The 16147-nt window shown below is 66.4% G+C and carries 12 protein-coding genes; 10 read left to right on the top strand and 2 right to left on the bottom strand.

Features of this window, described 5'->3' with window-relative positions; translation table 11 throughout:
- Window positions 1-12 precede the first annotated feature (12 nt).
- From QRX41_RS06035 to acnA, 10 genes are all read left to right on the top strand, one after another.
- Window positions 13-1674: a peptide ABC transporter substrate-binding protein gene (locus tag QRX41_RS06035; protein WP_045924148.1), complete on the top strand. Its 1662-nt coding sequence runs from the start codon at window positions 13-15 to the stop codon at window positions 1672-1674.
- Between the two features lie 191 nt (window positions 1675-1865).
- Window positions 1866-2792, top strand: coding sequence for an ABC transporter permease (locus QRX41_RS06030; protein WP_045924149.1), 927 nt, complete (start codon window positions 1866-1868; stop codon window positions 2790-2792).
- Between the two features lie 31 nt (window positions 2793-2823).
- On the top strand, window positions 2824-3813 hold the full coding sequence (locus QRX41_RS06025; protein WP_045924150.1) for an ABC transporter permease: 990 nt from the start codon (window positions 2824-2826) through the stop codon (window positions 3811-3813).
- An 11-nt stretch (window positions 3814-3824) separates the two neighbouring features.
- Window positions 3825-5822 carry a dipeptide ABC transporter ATP-binding protein gene (locus QRX41_RS06020; RefSeq protein WP_045924151.1) on the top strand — a complete coding sequence of 666 codons (1998 nt, stop codon included), beginning with the start codon at window positions 3825-3827 and terminating at the stop codon, window positions 5820-5822.
- Between the two features lie 37 nt (window positions 5823-5859).
- Window positions 5860-6678, top strand: coding sequence for a DUF3710 domain-containing protein (locus QRX41_RS06015; RefSeq protein ID WP_045924152.1), 819 nt, complete (start codon window positions 5860-5862; stop codon window positions 6676-6678).
- A gap of 4 nt (window positions 6679-6682) precedes the next feature.
- Entirely contained in the window at window positions 6683-7384 is a 702-nt protein-coding gene (locus QRX41_RS06010) for a DUF3159 domain-containing protein (protein ID WP_045924153.1), read from the top strand.
- Complete coding sequence (locus QRX41_RS06005) at window positions 7377-8663, top strand: class I SAM-dependent RNA methyltransferase (protein WP_045924321.1); 1287 nt, start codon at window positions 7377-7379, stop codon at window positions 8661-8663. The genes QRX41_RS06010 and QRX41_RS06005 overlap by 8 nt, the downstream gene beginning before the upstream one ends.
- Before the next feature lies 1 nt (window position 8664).
- Complete coding sequence (locus QRX41_RS06000; RefSeq protein WP_045924154.1) at window positions 8665-9309, top strand: substrate-binding domain-containing protein; 645 nt, start codon at window positions 8665-8667, stop codon at window positions 9307-9309.
- Window positions 9293-11779, top strand: a complete 2487-nt coding sequence (locus tag QRX41_RS05995; RefSeq protein WP_045924155.1) for an HAD-IC family P-type ATPase — start codon at window positions 9293-9295, stop codon at window positions 11777-11779. Before QRX41_RS06000 ends, QRX41_RS05995 begins: the two co-directional genes overlap by 17 nt.
- A 110-nt stretch (window positions 11780-11889) precedes the next feature.
- A complete protein-coding gene (acnA, locus tag QRX41_RS05990; protein WP_045924156.1) occupies window positions 11890-14622 on the top strand; it encodes an aconitate hydratase AcnA in 2733 nt (910 codons plus the stop codon).
- Window positions 14623-14672: 50 nt separating this feature from the next.
- Here the strand turns inward: acnA and QRX41_RS05985 are convergent, their stop codons facing one another.
- Together QRX41_RS05985 and QRX41_RS05980 are read right to left on the bottom strand one after the other, a co-directional pair.
- Window positions 14673-15476 (bottom strand): Bax inhibitor-1/YccA family protein, encoded by an 804-nt coding sequence (locus QRX41_RS05985; RefSeq protein ID WP_045924157.1) that lies wholly within the window; start codon window positions 15474-15476, stop codon window positions 14673-14675.
- A 326-nt stretch (window positions 15477-15802) separates the two neighbouring features.
- Window positions 15803-16147 (bottom strand): hypothetical protein (locus QRX41_RS05980; protein ID WP_449495102.1); only part of this gene is annotated, 345 nt, incomplete at its 5' end.

The following is a 16147-nucleotide window of genomic DNA, read 5'->3' as shown; positions in this document are numbered from 1 at the left end:
AGAGCAAGATATATGAAGAAGCAATCGGCCCTGACCATTGCGGGCGCCGGACTGTGCGTCATGGCGCTCACGCTGGGCGCCTGCGGCGGATCCGGCGGATCCGGCTCCTCTGCCCAGGGGACCAACGGCGGCAGCTCGGATGCCGTCATCTCGGTCTTCAATCCTGAGCCGGCCAATCCGCTCATCCCCAGCATGACCAACGAGGTGGGCGGTGGCAACCCCATCGACGTCATGTTCTCCAAGCTGGTCCGTTTTGACGACAAGGGCAAGCCGGTCAACGAGATCGCCAAGCAGATCAAGGCCAACGAGGACAACACCCAGTACACCGTGACCATCAACGACGGCTGGAAGTTCTCGGATGGCACCCCGGTCACCGCACAGTCCTTCACCAAGGCCTGGTCCTGGGCGGCCGACATTGCCAACAAGCAGCTGGGCGCCAGCTTCTTCGCCAACATCAAGGGCTATGACGATCTGCAGAAGGAGGGCACCCCTGGCGATGCCCAGCTGTCCGGCCTCAAGGTCATCGACAACAAGACCTTCACCGTTGACCTGACCTCGCCCTCCTCCACCTTCCCCATCCAGGTGGGCTACACCGCCTTTGCGCCCCTGCCCGAGTCCTTCTACAAGGACACCAAGGCCTTCGGCGAGAAGCCGGTGACCGTGGGACCCTACAAGTTCCAGTCCTGGGAGCACAACAAGGCCATAAAGCTGGTCAAGGATCCTTCCTACAAGGGCGGCATCAAGGTCAAGAACGGCGGCGTGGAGTTCCGCTCCTACACCGATGCCACCGCAGCCTACCGCGATGTGCAGGCCGGCAACCTGGACGTGCTGGACACCCTGCCCGCCTCGGCTCGCAAGACCTTCCAGACCGATAACACGGTCCAGGCCATCAACGATCCGGGTTCGGTCATCCAGATGTTCACCATCCCCACCTACATGAAGCACTTCGGCCAGGATCAGGAGGGCAAGCTCCGTCGCCAGGCCATTTCCATGGCCATCGACCGGCCGACCATCATCAAGAAGGTGCTGTCCGGAACCGCCAAGGAGGTCCACGACTTCACCGCCCCCGTCATCCCCGGCTACTCAACCAGCATCAAGGGATCCGACGTGCTCAAGTACAACCCGTCCAAGGCCAAGGAGCTCTGGGCCGAGGCCAACAAGATCTCCCCCTGGGGCGAGGGCGACAGCTTCAAGATCGCCTACAACGCCGATGGCGCCCACAAGGAGATCTATGACGCCGTCACCAACTCCATCAAGAACGCCCTGGGCATCCAGGCTTCGGGCAACCCTCTGCCCACCTTCAGCGAGTTCCGCTCCAACGTGCAGAACCGCAAGTTCACCGACTCGGCCTTCCGCTCCGGTTGGCAGCCCGACTACCCCTCGCCGGAGAGCTACCTGTCCAGCAACTTCGCCAGCTCGGCCGCCAACGGCAACGGGTCCAACGACGGCGACTACAAGAACCCCGAGTTCGACGGCCTGATGGACAAGGCAGCCTCCGCCAAGAGCATCGACGAGGCCAACAAGATCTACCAGCAGTCCGAGGAGCTGCTCTTCCGCGATCTGCCTGCAGTTCCGCTCTACTACCAGAACTCCAACGGCGTGGCCGCCAAGAACATCCAAGGATTCTCCTTCACCTGGAAGGGCGTCCCTGCTTACTACAACATCAGCAAGTGAGGTGACGGGAGCCTGAATCCCGCACCTCAGAACTGATATCGCCCCGGGCCGGCACGGAAGGATCCACTCCGCGCCGGCCTTGGCGTCTTTGCACCCCTGTTGAGGTGTGCTGGTAGACTCAAACAAGAATTTTTGCGGCGGCCCCGATCCCCATGCCGATCCCGGTCGCGGATGACAAAGGAGAATAGCCGATGGGAAAATATCTTCTGCGACGTATTCTGCAGATGATCCCCGTCGTTCTCGGCACGACACTGCTGATATACGCGCTGGTCTTCGCGCTTCCCGGCGACCCTGTGGCCGCCATGTTCGGGGACAAGCCGGTCAATCAGGCCGTTGCCGCACAGATACGTTCGGAATACAATCTCGACAAGCCCTTCATCGTGCAGTACGTGCTCTTCCTGAAGAACGCGCTGACCCTGAACTTCGGCAACACCTTCGCCGGCCAGCCCGTGATCAGCGTGATCGGCAGGGCCTTCCCGGTGACCATCAAGCTGGCCCTGATGGCCTTCGTCTTCGAGGGCGTCTTCGGCGTGATCTTCGGCATCATCGGCGGCCTGACCAAGGGCAAGTGGTCGGACAGCATCATCCTGGTCCTCTCCCTGCTGCTGATTTCGGTGCCTACCTTCGTCACCGGCTTCATCCTGCAGTACCTGTTCGGCGTCAAATGGCATCTGCTGCCGGCCACAGCAGGAGCCAATCCGGGCTTTATCGATCTGCTCATGCCGGCCATTGTGCTGGGGTCGGTGTCCATGGCCTCCATCATCCGTCTGACCAGGACGGAGATCACCTCCAACATTTCCGAGGACTACGTGCGCACGGCCCGGGCCAAGGGCATGAGCAACCGGTCCGTCATCGTGCGGCATGTGCTGCGCAACTCCCTGATCCCCGTGGTCACCTACCTGGGCGCCGACATCGGCGGACTCATGGGCGGGGCCATGATCACCGAGCGCATCTTCAACATCCAGGGCGTGGGCAACACCCTTTACCAGGCCATCCTGAGGGGCGAAGGCACCCTGGTGGTCTCCATCGTGACCATTCTGGTCCTGATCTTCGTCATCACCAGCCTCCTGGTCGACCTGCTCTACGCAGTGCTCGATCCGCGGATCCGGTATGCGTGAGGGAGAGGGACCGACTATGAGTGAAACGGCAATGAACGAGTCAAGCGAACAGAACGAAAGCCAGGCCCGCGTCTACTTCCCCGACCCCCTGCCGGGGCAGGAGCGGTTCGTGGCCCCCGTCGACGAGACGCCCCTGCGCGAGGTGGACTCGGTGGATGAGGACGTGCCGCCCACCAGCATGTGGGCCGACGCCTGGAAGACCCTGAGGCGCAACCCGCTCTTCATCATCTCCGCAATCCTGGCGATCGTGGTCATCCTGGTGGCCCTCTTCCCCAACCTCTTCGCCAGGCAGGACCCTATGGCCTGCAGCCTGTCCGACTCCTTGGAGCCCGGCCGGCCCGGGCACCCCTTCGGCTTCGACCTGCAGGGCTGCGACGTCTACAGCCGCGTCATCCACGGGGCCCGGACCTCGGTGGCCATCGGCATCATGACCACCATCCTGGTCACCGTCTTCGGCGGCCTCATCGGCGCCATCGCCGGTTTCTTCGGAGGCTGGGTTGACGCAGTGCTCAGCCGCATCACCGACATCTTCTTCGCCATCCCCATGATCCTGGGCGCCATCGTGCTCCTGCAGATGTTCCGCACCTCCACCTCCCTGTGGAAGATCATCCTGACCCTGACCCTCTTCGGCTGGGTCAACATGGCCCGCATCACCCGCAGCGCCGTCCTGGAGGCCAAGAACCTGGAGTTCAACACCGCATCCACGGCCCTGGGCTCCACGCCCCTGCGCAACCTCTTCCGGCACATCATGCCCAACTCCCTGGCCCCGGTCATCGTCATGGCCACCATGTCGCTGGGCACCTACATCGTCTCTGAAGCCACGCTGAGCTTCCTGGGCATCGGCCTGCCCTCCACCGTGGTCTCCTGGGGCGGGGACATCTCGACGGCCCAGAACCTCCTGACCACCAACCCCTCGGTCCTCTTCTATCCCTCCGCAGCCCTGGCCATCACCGTGCTGGCCTTCATCATGATGGGCGACGCGGTCAAGGATGCATTGGATCCCAAGAGCAGAACGGCCTGAGCGGAGGAAGCATGACTGAAGCAGACAAGAACATGACCACCAATCAGGAGCAGCAGCCTCTGCTCGACGTGCAGGACCTGCAGGTGGACTTCACCGCGGATGGGCGCACCGTCCATGCGGTTCGCGACGCCTCCTTCAACGTCTACCCCGGCCAGTGGGTGGCCATCGTGGGGGAGTCCGGCTCGGGCAAGTCCACCTCGGCCATGGCTGTGCTGGGCCTTCTGCCCGGCACCGGCAAGGTGACCGGCGGCAGCATCCGGCTCAAGGGCCGCGAGCTGGTGGGCCTGGACCGCAAGGACTACGAAGCCCTGCGAGGCTCCCAGGTGGGCCTGGTCCCGCAGGACCCCATGAGCAACCTGAACCCGGTCTGGCGCATCGGCTCCCAGGTCAAAGAGGCGCTGACCGCCAACCACATGGACGTCTCCAGGGAGAAGCGCTCCCGGCTGGCCAAGGCCCTGGCCAGCGACGAAGAGGTGACGCTCAAGAAGTCCGACGACGAGCTCTTCATCTCCTCCAAGGACCTGCCCGGCCTGCTCCAGGCCGCCCGCCAGGCCCTGAGCGATGCCGGGGTCGCCGACGTGGACAAGACCATGGAGGCCCTGAAGGCCGAGTGGGATGTGGGCTCCGAGACCCGCTGGGGCGTGGCCAAGTCCCTGATCGACGCCGGTGTGGATGACGATGCGGCCTGGACGCTGGCCAAGGAGCATGTGACCGGTTCGGACATGGACGACCGCATCGCCGGGCTGCTGTCGGAGGCCGGGCTGCCCGAGGCCGCCACCAGGGCCCGGCAGTATCCGCATGAGTTCTCGGGCGGCATGCGCCAGCGCGCCCTGATCGCCATCGGCCTGGCCTCCCGGCCCGATCTGCTGATTGCGGACGAGCCCACCAGCGCCCTGGATGTGACCGTCCAGAAACGGATTCTGGACCACCTGCGCAGCCTGACCGAATCCCTGGGCACCGCCGTGCTCTTCATCACCCACGATCTGGGGCTGGCAGCCGAGCGCGCCCAACACATCGTGGTCATGTACCGGGGCCAGGTGGTGGAATCCGGGCCCAGCCTGGAGGTCCTGCAGCACCCCCAGCACCCCTACACCAAGCGGCTGGTTCAGGCCGCGCCCTCGCTGGCCTCCCAGCGCATCATCTCCGCCAAGCAGCGCGGCCAGGATGCCGAAGACCTGCTGGAGCATCACGTCAAGGGCGAGAGCACCCTGGAGCGCAGCGAGCACGTCATCACCGTGGAGCACCTGACCCGCGAGTTCAGGCTGCCCCGGCGCAAGGAGATGTTCAAGGCCGTGGACGACGTCTCCTTCTCGGTCAAGCGGGGGACCACCCTGGCCATCGTGGGGGAGTCCGGCTCCGGCAAGTCCACAGTGGCCAACATGGTCCTGCACCTGCTCAAGCCCACCTCGGGCCGGGTGACCTACGAGGGCCAGGACATCGCCGGATTCGGCAGCCGTCAGCTCATGGAGTTCCGCCGGCACGTGCAGCCGGTCTTCCAGAACCCCTATGGCTCCCTGGACCCCATGTACTCCATCTACCGCTCCATCGAGGAGCCCCTGCGCATCCACAAGATCGGCAACGCCAAGTCCCGGCAGAAGAGGGTCAAGGAGCTGCTGGACATGGTGGAGATGCCCGAGTCGGTCATGGGGCGCTACCCCAACGAGCTCTCCGGCGGACAGCGTCAGCGCATCGCCATCGCCCGGGCCATGGCCCTGAATCCGGATGTGATCATCTGCGACGAGGCCGTCTCCGCCCTGGACGTGCTGGTCCAGGACCAGGTGCTGCGGCTGCTCAACGACCTGCAGGCCGAGCAGGGGCTCAGCTACCTGTTCATCACCCACGATCTGGCCGTGGTCAGGCAGATCGCAGACGAGGTGGTGGTCATGCAGCACGGCCGGCTGGTGGAGCACGCCACCACCGACGAGGTCTTCGACCACCCCCAGCGCCAGTACACCAAGGATCTGCTGGACGCCATCCCCGGCGGCAAGCTGCGCCTGGGTCTTGACTAGTCATCCTTTGCACAGACTCACAAGGAAATGAGGCATCATGGGATTGTTCGGTTTCGGCAAGAAACGCGCCAAGAAGCAGGCTGAGGAGGCCGTCGAGGAGTCCAAGGACGTTGAAAAGTCCACGGAGAAATCCGACCAGACCTCTCAGGCGGACCGCGATGAGACGGCTGCAGAGCAGGACGAAGCCGAGCAGAGCGGGAAGGGCCCCTGGGACAGCTTGGATTCCGATGCCCCTGACACCGACGAGTACCTGGACATCGGCGCCCTGATGCTGCCCTTCCTTAAGGGCAGCGAGCTGAGGCTCAAGGCCAACTCGCAGACCGGCGACGTGCTGGGGGCCACCATCACCTACGGGTCCTCCAGTCTGGAGCTGGAGCCCTTTGCGGCCCCCAAGTCCCTGGGCCTCTGGGACGAGGTCCGGGCCGACCTGCTCAAGGCCAACCCCTCCTGCAAGGAGGTGGACGGTGTCTTCGGCAAGGAGCTGACTCTGCCTGTCAAGGTCAAGGGCAAGAACCTGCTGACCCGGGTGGTGGGCGTCGACGGACCCCGCTGGATGCTGCGAGGCATCTTCTCCGGCCCTGCAGCCAAGGGCGGCAAGGAGAAGGATGTGCTCGACGGCTACCTGGCCGACCTGGTGGTGGTCCGTGGCGATGAGCCCCTGGCCCCCCGTGACCTGGTGCCCATGCATGCGCCCGTCACCCCCAACCAGCGCCGCGGAGAAGCCGAAGACCCGGAGTCCAAGGACGATGAGAGCGCGCAGATCCCCGGCAGGCCGGAGGGCCCCTTCGACTCGGACCAGCAGACCGAGGTGAAGACCACCCTGTCGCGCGGACCCATGTTCTCGGAGATCCGCTAAGGCTGTGAAGCAGAAGCATTCCGGGCTGGCGGCGCTGGCCGACGACGACTTCTCCGTCATGGAGGCCATCGGCGGATGGCGGGGGATCGTCGAGTCCCTGCTGCCGGGGCTGGTATTTCTGGTTTTCTTCCTGGTCACCGGCCGTCTGGGTCTGACCGTGGCGGTTTCGGCGGCCCTGGCCCTGGTGCAGCTCCTGATTCGCCTGGTCCAGCGGCAGTCCTTTCTGGGTGCGCTGACCGGTCTGCTCTCGGTGGGCATCTGCCTGGTGGCCGCATGGCTGACCCGGGATGCCCGCAATTATTATCTGCCAGGATTTTTGACCAACGGATTCTGGATCATCGTTCTCGGGGCCTCGCTGCTGGCCCGGGTGCCCGGCATCGGCCTGCTGGTGGAGTACCTGCGCCGGCCTGTGGTCTCCGGGTGGAGGCAGTGGCTGGACTCTTGGCGCAGTGAACCGGACCTGGTCCGGGCCTACACCCAGGCCACCCTGGTCTGGATCGCCGTCTTCGCGCTGCGCCTGCTGGTTCAGGTGCCGCTCTACCTGGCCGGTTCCGTTGGGTTTCTGGGCGCTGCACGCCTGATTCTGGGCCTGCCCCTGTTTGCCCTGGGCATCTGGATCAGCTGGCTGCTGATCGGCGGGCCTTACCATCGTCGCCAGGCTGACCAGGTTCAGGCCGACCAGGAGGTTCATGCCGATCATGACTGAGACCAGGGTTCGTCTGCGCATCGAACGCTATGCCGACCAGGGCCGTTGTGTCAGCCACCTGGAGGACGGCCGGGTGGTCTTCGTCCGCTTCGCCCTGCCCGGGGAGCTGGTGGAGGTCCTCCTGGACGAGCCTCACGGCCGGGCCGGCAGATTCGCCACGGGCGAGGTCACCCAGGTGTTGGAGGCCAGCCCCGACCGCCGCCAACCCGTCTGGCCTCTGGCCGGACCCTTGGCCTGGGGCGGCGGCCTTGGCGGGGCCGATCTGATACACGTCAGCCTGCCCGGTCAGCTGGCTTGGAAGGCCGATCTGATCGGTCAGCAGATGGCCCGTCTGGGTGGGGTGGACGTCCAGGTGCCGGTGGCCCGGGTACCGGGCGATGAGGAGCTGGGCGGCCTGCACTGGAGGACCCGAATCGAGCTGGTGGCCGACGATCAGGGCCGCCCCTCCATGCGCAGGCGGGGATCGCATGACCGCCTGCCGATCCAGACCATGCCCCTGGCCACCCAGGAGCTGCTGGATCAGGCTGACGAACTGGGCATCTGGGAGGGCGGCCTGCCCGCCGGAGCCCGCATACGCCTGGCTGTGCCCCAGCCGCGTGATGGGGGACCGGTCGGCGACAACTACGCCCTGCTGGTGGACGGTCGCCTGAGACAGGGGAGCCGCCTGCTGACAGAGCGGCTGGAGGCCGGAGGAGGGCCTGAATACCAGGTCCGGGCCGACGGATTCTGGCAGATCCACCGGCAGGCACCGATCGTGCTGACCAAGGCGGTCCTGGACCAGGCCAGGCAGGCCCTGGACGGGGTGGCCGAGCCGGTCGTCTGGGATCTCTACTGCGGATCAGGGCTCTTCACCCTGCCCCTGGCCGCTTTGGCCGACGGACGGGCCCGGCTCCTGGCCGTGGAGGGGTCCGCCGGAGCCATTGCCAGCGCGAAACACAACGTGAAGCAGGCCGGACTGGACCGGGTGGCCCTGCGTCGGGGGGACGTGGCCAAGATCCTGGCTGGGGGTGCGCCCAAGGGGCTGGGACATCCCGACCTGATCCTGCTGGATCCGCCCAGGGCCGGCGCCAAGGCTCAGGTCTGCCGACTGCTGGCCGCCAGTGGGGCTGGGACCATCATCTATGTGGCCTGCGATCCGACCAGCCTGGCCAGGGATACGGCCACCCTGATCTCCCTGGGCTACAGCCCCAAGCACCTCGAGGCCTTTGACATCTACCCGATGACCCACCACGTGGAGACTGTGGCGGTCTTCACCCGCACGGCGGGAAGGCGGCGCTGACATGAGCCGCGCCGGGCAAGTCTTGGCAGCGGTCAGGCGGCTGGCTGGCCTGCTGCTGGCGGCCGCTCTGCTGGCAGGCCTGCCCATGCTGACCGGCTGCGCCCCCAAGGACAGGGCCGTGGGCGACTCCTGGCATGAGGGCACCGTGCCCCACGACGGCGTGGATCGCTCCGATACGCTCGTGGCTTTGATCGGCTGCCCGCAGGAGGGCGTCAAGGACCCGGATGCCGGTCTGGACAGCCGCATCCTGGCATCCTTGAAGGCGGAGCGGATGAAGGGCTATTTCTCCTCCGCGCAGTCCACCAGCGATCAGCAGGATGGCGTGCAGGATGCCGTCAACCGCGGGGTCAGCCTGATTCTGATCCGCCGGCCCGGAGCCGGCGACTGGACCCCAGCCCTCAAGGCAGCACGGAAGGCGGGCATCCCTGTGGTAGAGTTCGCTCAAAGCGCCAAGGCTTGGACCCCTGACCCGGGTAGGCTCTACTATGCGGCTACGGTCCACCCGGTCGATCCTGCCGGGCATCCGCATGCGCCCCTGCTGGCCGACGCCCTGCAGACCATTGTGGACGACGGACCGCATGCCAGGATCATGGCCGTGCGCCTGAGCGCCGACCGGGAGGGGGCCGAGGATGAGCACAGGCAGTGAGCAAGTGCAGACAGCGGGCACAGGCTTTCCGGACACCGACCGGCCGGGGCTGAGCTCGCAGGAGGTGGAGCGGCTGAAGGCCCAGGGGCTGGTCAACGTCTCCCAGGACCAAACCTCGCGCAGCCTGGGCCAGATCATCCGCGACAACGTCTTCACCCTCTTCAACGGGATCATCCTGACCGCCATGGTGGTGGTCCTGCTGACCGGGCAGTGGAAGGACGCGGTCTTCGGCCTGATCATCATCATCAACACCGGCATCGGCGTGGCCACCGAGCTCAAGGCCAAGCACACCCTGGACGGGCTGTCCATCCTGGTGGCCTCCGACTATACGGTGCGCAGGGATGGGCGCAACCTGACCGTGCCCCACGATGCCATCGTCAAGGGGGATCTGCTCTGGATCCGCTCCGGGGACCAGGTGCCCGCCGACGCGCAGATCATCGACACCTACGGCCTGGAGCTGGACGAGTCCATGCTGACCGGCGAATCGCGCACGGTCAAGCACAAGCCGGGGGACCAGGTCTACTCGGGCTCCACGGCCGTCTCGGGCATGGCCCTGGCCCAGGTGACCGCCGTGGGCGCCGACTCCTACGCCGCCACGCTGACGGCCAAGGCCAAGGTCTACAAGAAGGTCCACTCCGACCTGAACGAGGGCATCAACACCATCCTCAAGGTCATGACCATAGTGGTCATTCCCCTCTGCCTGCTGCTCATCTTCACCCAGATGCGGACCGTGGGCGGCTTCCAGACGGCCCTGGCCACCGGAGCCTGGCGGCAGGCCGTGGTGTCCGCCGTGGCCGGGGTCGTGGGCATGATCCCCGAGGGGCTGGTCCTGCTGACCTCCTTGAACTTCGCCCTGGCCGCCATTCGCCTGGCCCGCCACCAGACCCTGGTCCAACAGATGGAGTCCGTGGAGACCCTGTCCCGGGTGGATGCCCTGAACCTGGACAAGACCGGCACCATCACCGACGGGGGCATCGTCTATGACGACCTGCACCCGCTGGCCGAGGACCTGCCGGCCCAGCAGCTGCGGCAGGCCCTGGTGGACGTCTGCGCGGAGGAGAGCCCCAACGCCACCGGACGGGCCATCCTCAAGGGGATGGACCACCTGCGCCCGGGCAGGGCCGTCAGCCGCCTGCCTTTTTCTTCGGCCCGCAAGTGGAGCGCCGTGGCCGACCAGTCCGGAAGAATCTGGTACTTCGGCGCCCCGGAGGTGCTCCTGGCATCCCAGGCGGGCAGATGGCCCCAGGTGGACCGGCAGGTGGCCGACCTGGCCGACCGCGGCTACCGGGTGCTGATGCTGGCCGCCCCCGGCGGGTACCCGGGCACCGACCAGGCTGACTACTTCACCAGCAGCCCCGACCTGCCCGGGAACCTGAAGCCCCTGGCGCTGATCACCTGCTCGGAGCACATCCGCGACGACGCCGCCGAGACCCTGGCCTGGTTCCGCCAGCAGGGCGTGCGCTGCCGGGTCATCTCGGGCGACAACCCGGCCACCGTGGCGGCCATCGCCAACAAGGTGGGCCTGACCGGCGACCGGGCACCCCGGGCCATGGATGCCCGCCAGCTGCCCGAGGACACCGCAGCCCTGGCCGAGGTCCTGGAGGACGTGGACGTGCTGGGCCGGGTCCTGCCCGACCAGAAGAAGGCCATCGTCCAGGCCCTGCACCTGAAGGGCCACACGGTGGCCATGACCGGCGACGGGGTCAACGACTCCCTGGCCCTGAAGGAGGCGGACCTGGGCATCGCCATGGGCAATGCGGCGGCCGCCACCAAGGCCGTGGCCCAGCTGGTCCTGGTGGATTCGCGCTTCTCCCACCTGCCCGACGTGGTGGCCCGTGGTCGGCAGGTCATGGCCAACATGGAGCGTGTGGCCGGCCTCTTCCTGGTCAAGACCGTCTACTCGGCCCTGATCTCCCTGGGCGTGGTCCTGACCGGCATCCCCTTCCCCTACCTGCCCCGGCATATCACCTACATCGGCGCCCTGACCATCGGCACGCCGGCCTTCTTCCTGGCCCTGGCCCCCAACACCAGGCGCTACCGGCCCGGCTTCCTGAAGCGTGTGGTCGCCTTCGCCCTGCCCTCGGGCATCGCCACGGCTTTGATTGTGCTGGCGGCGGCCTGGAGCCTGCCCGGCCTGCTGGGACTGGACCTGGCCTGGCCCGGCGACCTGGGGCGTTGGCGTTCGGTCTGCGCCATCGTCCTCTTCTGCATGGGCGTGCTGGTCCTGACCCAGGTGGCCCGGCCCCTGCGCTCCTGGAGGGGCCTGCTGGTCCTCTTCTTCGCCGCAGCCGGGGTGATCGGGGCCCTGATCCCCATGGTGGCGCGGTTCTTCGCCATCAGCCTGCCCACCGGTCCGGCCCTGGCCGCCACCGTGGCCTTCGCCCTGGCGGGTGCCCTGCTCATGGTCCTGGCCGTCCTGGGCTATCCGGCATGCGCACGTTACATAGGCCAGGTAACACATAGGCGCTAAGAATGAACCTCACAAGCACAGATAAGCGTCACTGACGGCCTGGGGTCCTCCCGCCGCCGGTCCACATGGGCGCAAGGGCAGTGCCTGAGCGTCCAAGGAAGGGGTGGTGCATGTCAGAATCCGCACAAGATGCCGGTCGTTCCAAGCTCAAGGTGGGCTCCGAGGAGTTCGAATACTACCGGATCAGCGACCTGCCGGGCATCGACCACCTGCCCTACAGCCTGCGCATCCTGGCCGAGAATCTGCTGCGGCACCAGAACGGGACCACGGTGACCAGGGACCAGCTGGATCAGCTGCTGGACTGGGACCCCAAGGCCCAGCCCGACAGGGAGATCCAGTACAGTCCCGCCCGGGTGCTCATGCAGGACTTCACCGGCGTGCCCTGCATGGTCGACCTGGCCACCATGCGCGATGCCGTCAAGGCCCTGGGCGACGACCCCTCCCTGGTCAACCCGCTCATCCCCGCGCAGATGGTCATCGACCACTCCGTCCAGGTGGACAGCTCGGGCGTGCCCGGCGCCCTGGAACACAACATGGACATGGAATACCAGCGCAACAGTGAGCGCTACCGCTTCCTGCGCTGGAGCCAGCAGGCCTTCCAAAACTTCCGCGTGGTGCCCCCGGGCACTGGGATCATCCACCAGGTCAACCTGGAGTACCTGGCCCAGGTGGTCATGCGCAGGGACAGGACCCAAGGGGAGGGGCCGGCCCTGGTCTACCCGGACTCCTGCGTGGGCACCGACTCCCACACCACCATGGTCAACGGCCTGGGCGTGCTGGGCTGGGGCGTGGGCGGCATCGAGGCCGAGGCGGCCATGCTGGGCCAGCCCATCTCCATGCTGGTGCCCCAGGTCCTGGGCTTCAAGCTGACCGGATCCATTCCCGAGGGGGTCACCGCCACCGACGTGGTGCTGACCGTGACCCAGATGCTGCGCGAGGTGGGCGTGGTGGGCCGGTTCGTGGAGTTCCACGGCAAGGGCCTGGCCCAGGTCCCCCTGGCCAACCGGGCCACCCTGGGCAACATGAGCCCCGAGTTCGGCTCCACCTGCGCCATCTTCCCCATCGACCGAATCACCCTGGACTACCTGCGTCTGACCGGCCGCAGCGACGAGCATGTGCGCCTGGTGGAGGCCTATGCCAAGGCCAACGGGCTGTGGATGGACCCGGAGGATGCCGACTGCCCTGAGCCCGAGTATTCCCAGGTGCTGGAGCTGGACCTGTCTACGGTGCGTCCCTCCATTGCCGGCCCCCGGAGGCCCCAGGATCGCATCCTGCTGGACCAGGCCCAGCAGACCTTCCATCGGGACCTGAAGGATTACAGCGACCAAGGCAGGGACAGCGACGGCGAGGCTGTGCCCGTCAAGAAGGCCGACGGCAGCGAGTTCAGTCTGCGGGACGGGGATGTAGTCATCGCGGCCATCACCTCATGCACCAACACCTCCAACCCCTCGGTCATGGTGGCCGCCGGTCTGCTGGCCCGCCAGGCCCGGGCCCGGGGCCTCAAGCCCAAGCCCTGGGTCAAGACCTCGCTGGCTCCCGGTTCGCAGGTGGTGACGGACTATCTGAACCGGACCGGCCTGAGCAAGGACCTGGACGCCCTGGGCTTCGAGCTGGTCGGCTACGGCTGCACCACCTGCATCGGCAACTCCGGCCCCCTGGACCCGGCCATCCACCAGGCCATCGCCGATCATGACCTGACTGTGACGGCCGTGCTCTCGGGCAACAGGAACTTCGAGGGCCGCATCAGCCCGGATGTGAAGATGAACTACCTGGCCTCGCCGCCCCTGGTGGTGGCTTACGCCCTGGCCGGCACCATGGACTTCGACCCCAGGCGCGACCCCCTGGGCCAGGACAGCCAGGGCAAGCCGGTCATGCTGGCGGACATCTGGCCCTCCCAGGAGGCCATCGAGTCCGTGGTGGGCACCGCCCTGGACCGGGACATGTACCTGCGCGACTATGCGGACGTCTTCGGCGGGGACGAGCGCTGGCGGAAGCTGGAGGTGCCGGAGGGCGAGCTCTTCCACTGGGATCAGGATTCCACCTACATCCGCCGCCAGACCTTCTTCGACGGCATGAAGGCCCAGCCCGACCCCCTGGAGGACATCCATGGGGCCCGGGTGCTGGCCCTGCTGGGGGATTCGGTCACCACCGACCACATTTCGCCCGCAGGGGCCATCAAGGCCGACGCGCCGGCCGGCCGCTACCTGCAGGAGCACGGCATAGCCCCCAGGGACTTCAACTCCTACGGCTCCCGGCGCGGCAACCATGAGGTCATGGTCCGGGGCACCTTCGGCAACATCCGCCTGCGCAACCAGCTGCTGGCCTCGGTGGGGCTGGATGTGCGCCCGGGAGGGTTCACCTACGACTTCCTGAACGGCCAGGAGACGACCATCTTCGAGGCGGCGCAGGACTATGCCAGGCAGGGCACGCCCCTGGTGGTGCTGGCCGGCAGCGAGTACGGGACGGGCTCCTCCAGGGACTGGGCGGCCAAGGGCACCCGGATGCTGGGCGTGCGGGCCGTCATCGCCAGGTCCTTCGAGCGCATCCACCGCAGCAACCTGATCGGCATGGGCGTGCTGCCGCTGGAGTTCCCTGCGGGTCAGTCGGCCCAGAGCCTGGGGCTGGACGGCCAGGAGACCTATGACCTGATCGGCGTTGATGCCCTGAACGACTCCTTGCCCGAGCAGGTCCAGGTGCGGGCCCAGCGGCCCGACGGCAGCACGGTTGAGTTCGCGGCCAAGGTGCGCATCGACACCCCTGGCGAGGCTGAGTACTACCGCAACGGCGGCATCCTGCAGTATGTGCTGCGTGATCTGCTGGCCAGGGCCGATCAGGAGGCCTGAAGATACAAAAATCCCCGCCACCAATGCCAGGGGCGGGGATTTTCTTTTTGTCAGTTGCGGTCGCCGACCAGATTCAGGATGTAGAGGAAGAGGTTGACGAAGTCCAGGTAGAGGTTGAGGGCGCAGAGGATGGAGACCCGCTTGATGGCCTCCGGCCCCTGGCTGCGGTAGGTGGCGAAGATGGCCCTGGTCTGCTGGGCGTCATACATGGTCAGCCCGGCGAAGAGGATGATGCCGATGGCCGAGACCACGCGCAGGGCCGTGTCGGAGGGGGCCAGGAAGAGCATGACCACCTGGACCAGGATCAGCATGAGCAGGCCGGCCATGAAGATGGACCCCATGCCCAGCATGTTGCGCCGCGTGGTCAGCCCCAGCATGCTGAGGACGAAGAAGAAGCCCGCGCTGATCACCAGGGTCAGCATGATGGACGGCAGTGAGTAGGTGATGAAGATGGTGCTCAGGGTGAAGCCCATCAGGGCCGCATAGAGGTAGAACATGACCCGGGCGGTGGAGGTGCGCATGCGCATGACCCGGAAGCTCAGAATCATGGCGAAGGCCACCTGGACCACGGCCATGCCGATCCAGCCCAGGGCGCCCGTGGCCTGCATGAAGGCCAGGAGCAGTCCGGTCCGGGCGGTCAGATAGGCCGTCAGGGCGGTGACCAGCAGGCCGACGGCCATCTCCGCATAGGCGCGTGACATGGAGACCCGCTCCGCCTTTTCAAAGCTGTATGCTGCGTTGGTGTCGATGGGCGCGCCCATGCCGTAGGGCTCACCGCCCTGCATGGTCGGCATCGGCTGCTGTGTGTACTGACCGTATGGGGCCTGCGGCCGCGGATTCCCGTTGAAAGCCATCTGCTCCTCCTTGTCTTCCCACCTGTGGCGGGATGGTCGTCTTGTTCAATTCTACATGGCCGGTTTGGCCATATAACAGGTGTTTGCTCTGGTTGGAATCAGGCGGGGATGGCCGCCATGGCGGGGTGGTTGCATGCACACACCCCGCCGTGGCGGTTGCCCCTCTCCTGATGTGCCGTCCAGACTTTGCAGGCTGGGCGGAGTGTGGTGGGGGCGCGGGAGGGAAGTGTCGGCTCTCTTGGGGTTTGAGCCTTGATTGACGCGTTCCTCCCTGCTCCCCCTTGATGGGCCGGGGGCGGGGGGATTGATACGCCGCCCGGCCGCTCTTACTCGAGCGAAGCATGTGACAGACTATGTTGTTCCCTCCGGTGGCGGCGTGAGGCGAGGACCCCGCCCATGCCGGTCATGCCGGTGGCCAGGGCGAGCAGGATGCCTTCCCCGCCTGCCTTGGGGAGCACGCCTGCGGGCAGGTACGTGTACCTGAGGGTGGTGTCGGGCGTTTGGGGTGCGCCGCCCAGCGTGTAGGCGACGCTGACGGTGACCGTGCCCGGCAAATGTGCGGGCGTTGTCACGGTCACGCTGCTGCCATCACCGCGCGTCAGGCCTGATACAGCGTTCTGGTCGAACCTGACGCCGGTGATCACCAGAGCCAGGTTGAACGACACCGGCAC

The sequence above is a fragment of the Bifidobacterium kimbladii genome (assembly GCF_032193675.1).
In the GTDB taxonomy this organism is placed as follows: Bacteria; Actinomycetota; Actinomycetes; order Actinomycetales; family Bifidobacteriaceae; genus Bombiscardovia; species Bombiscardovia kimbladii.
The sequence above is the reverse complement of the archived record's forward strand: the minus strand, read 5'-3'. Positions and strand labels throughout refer to the sequence as shown.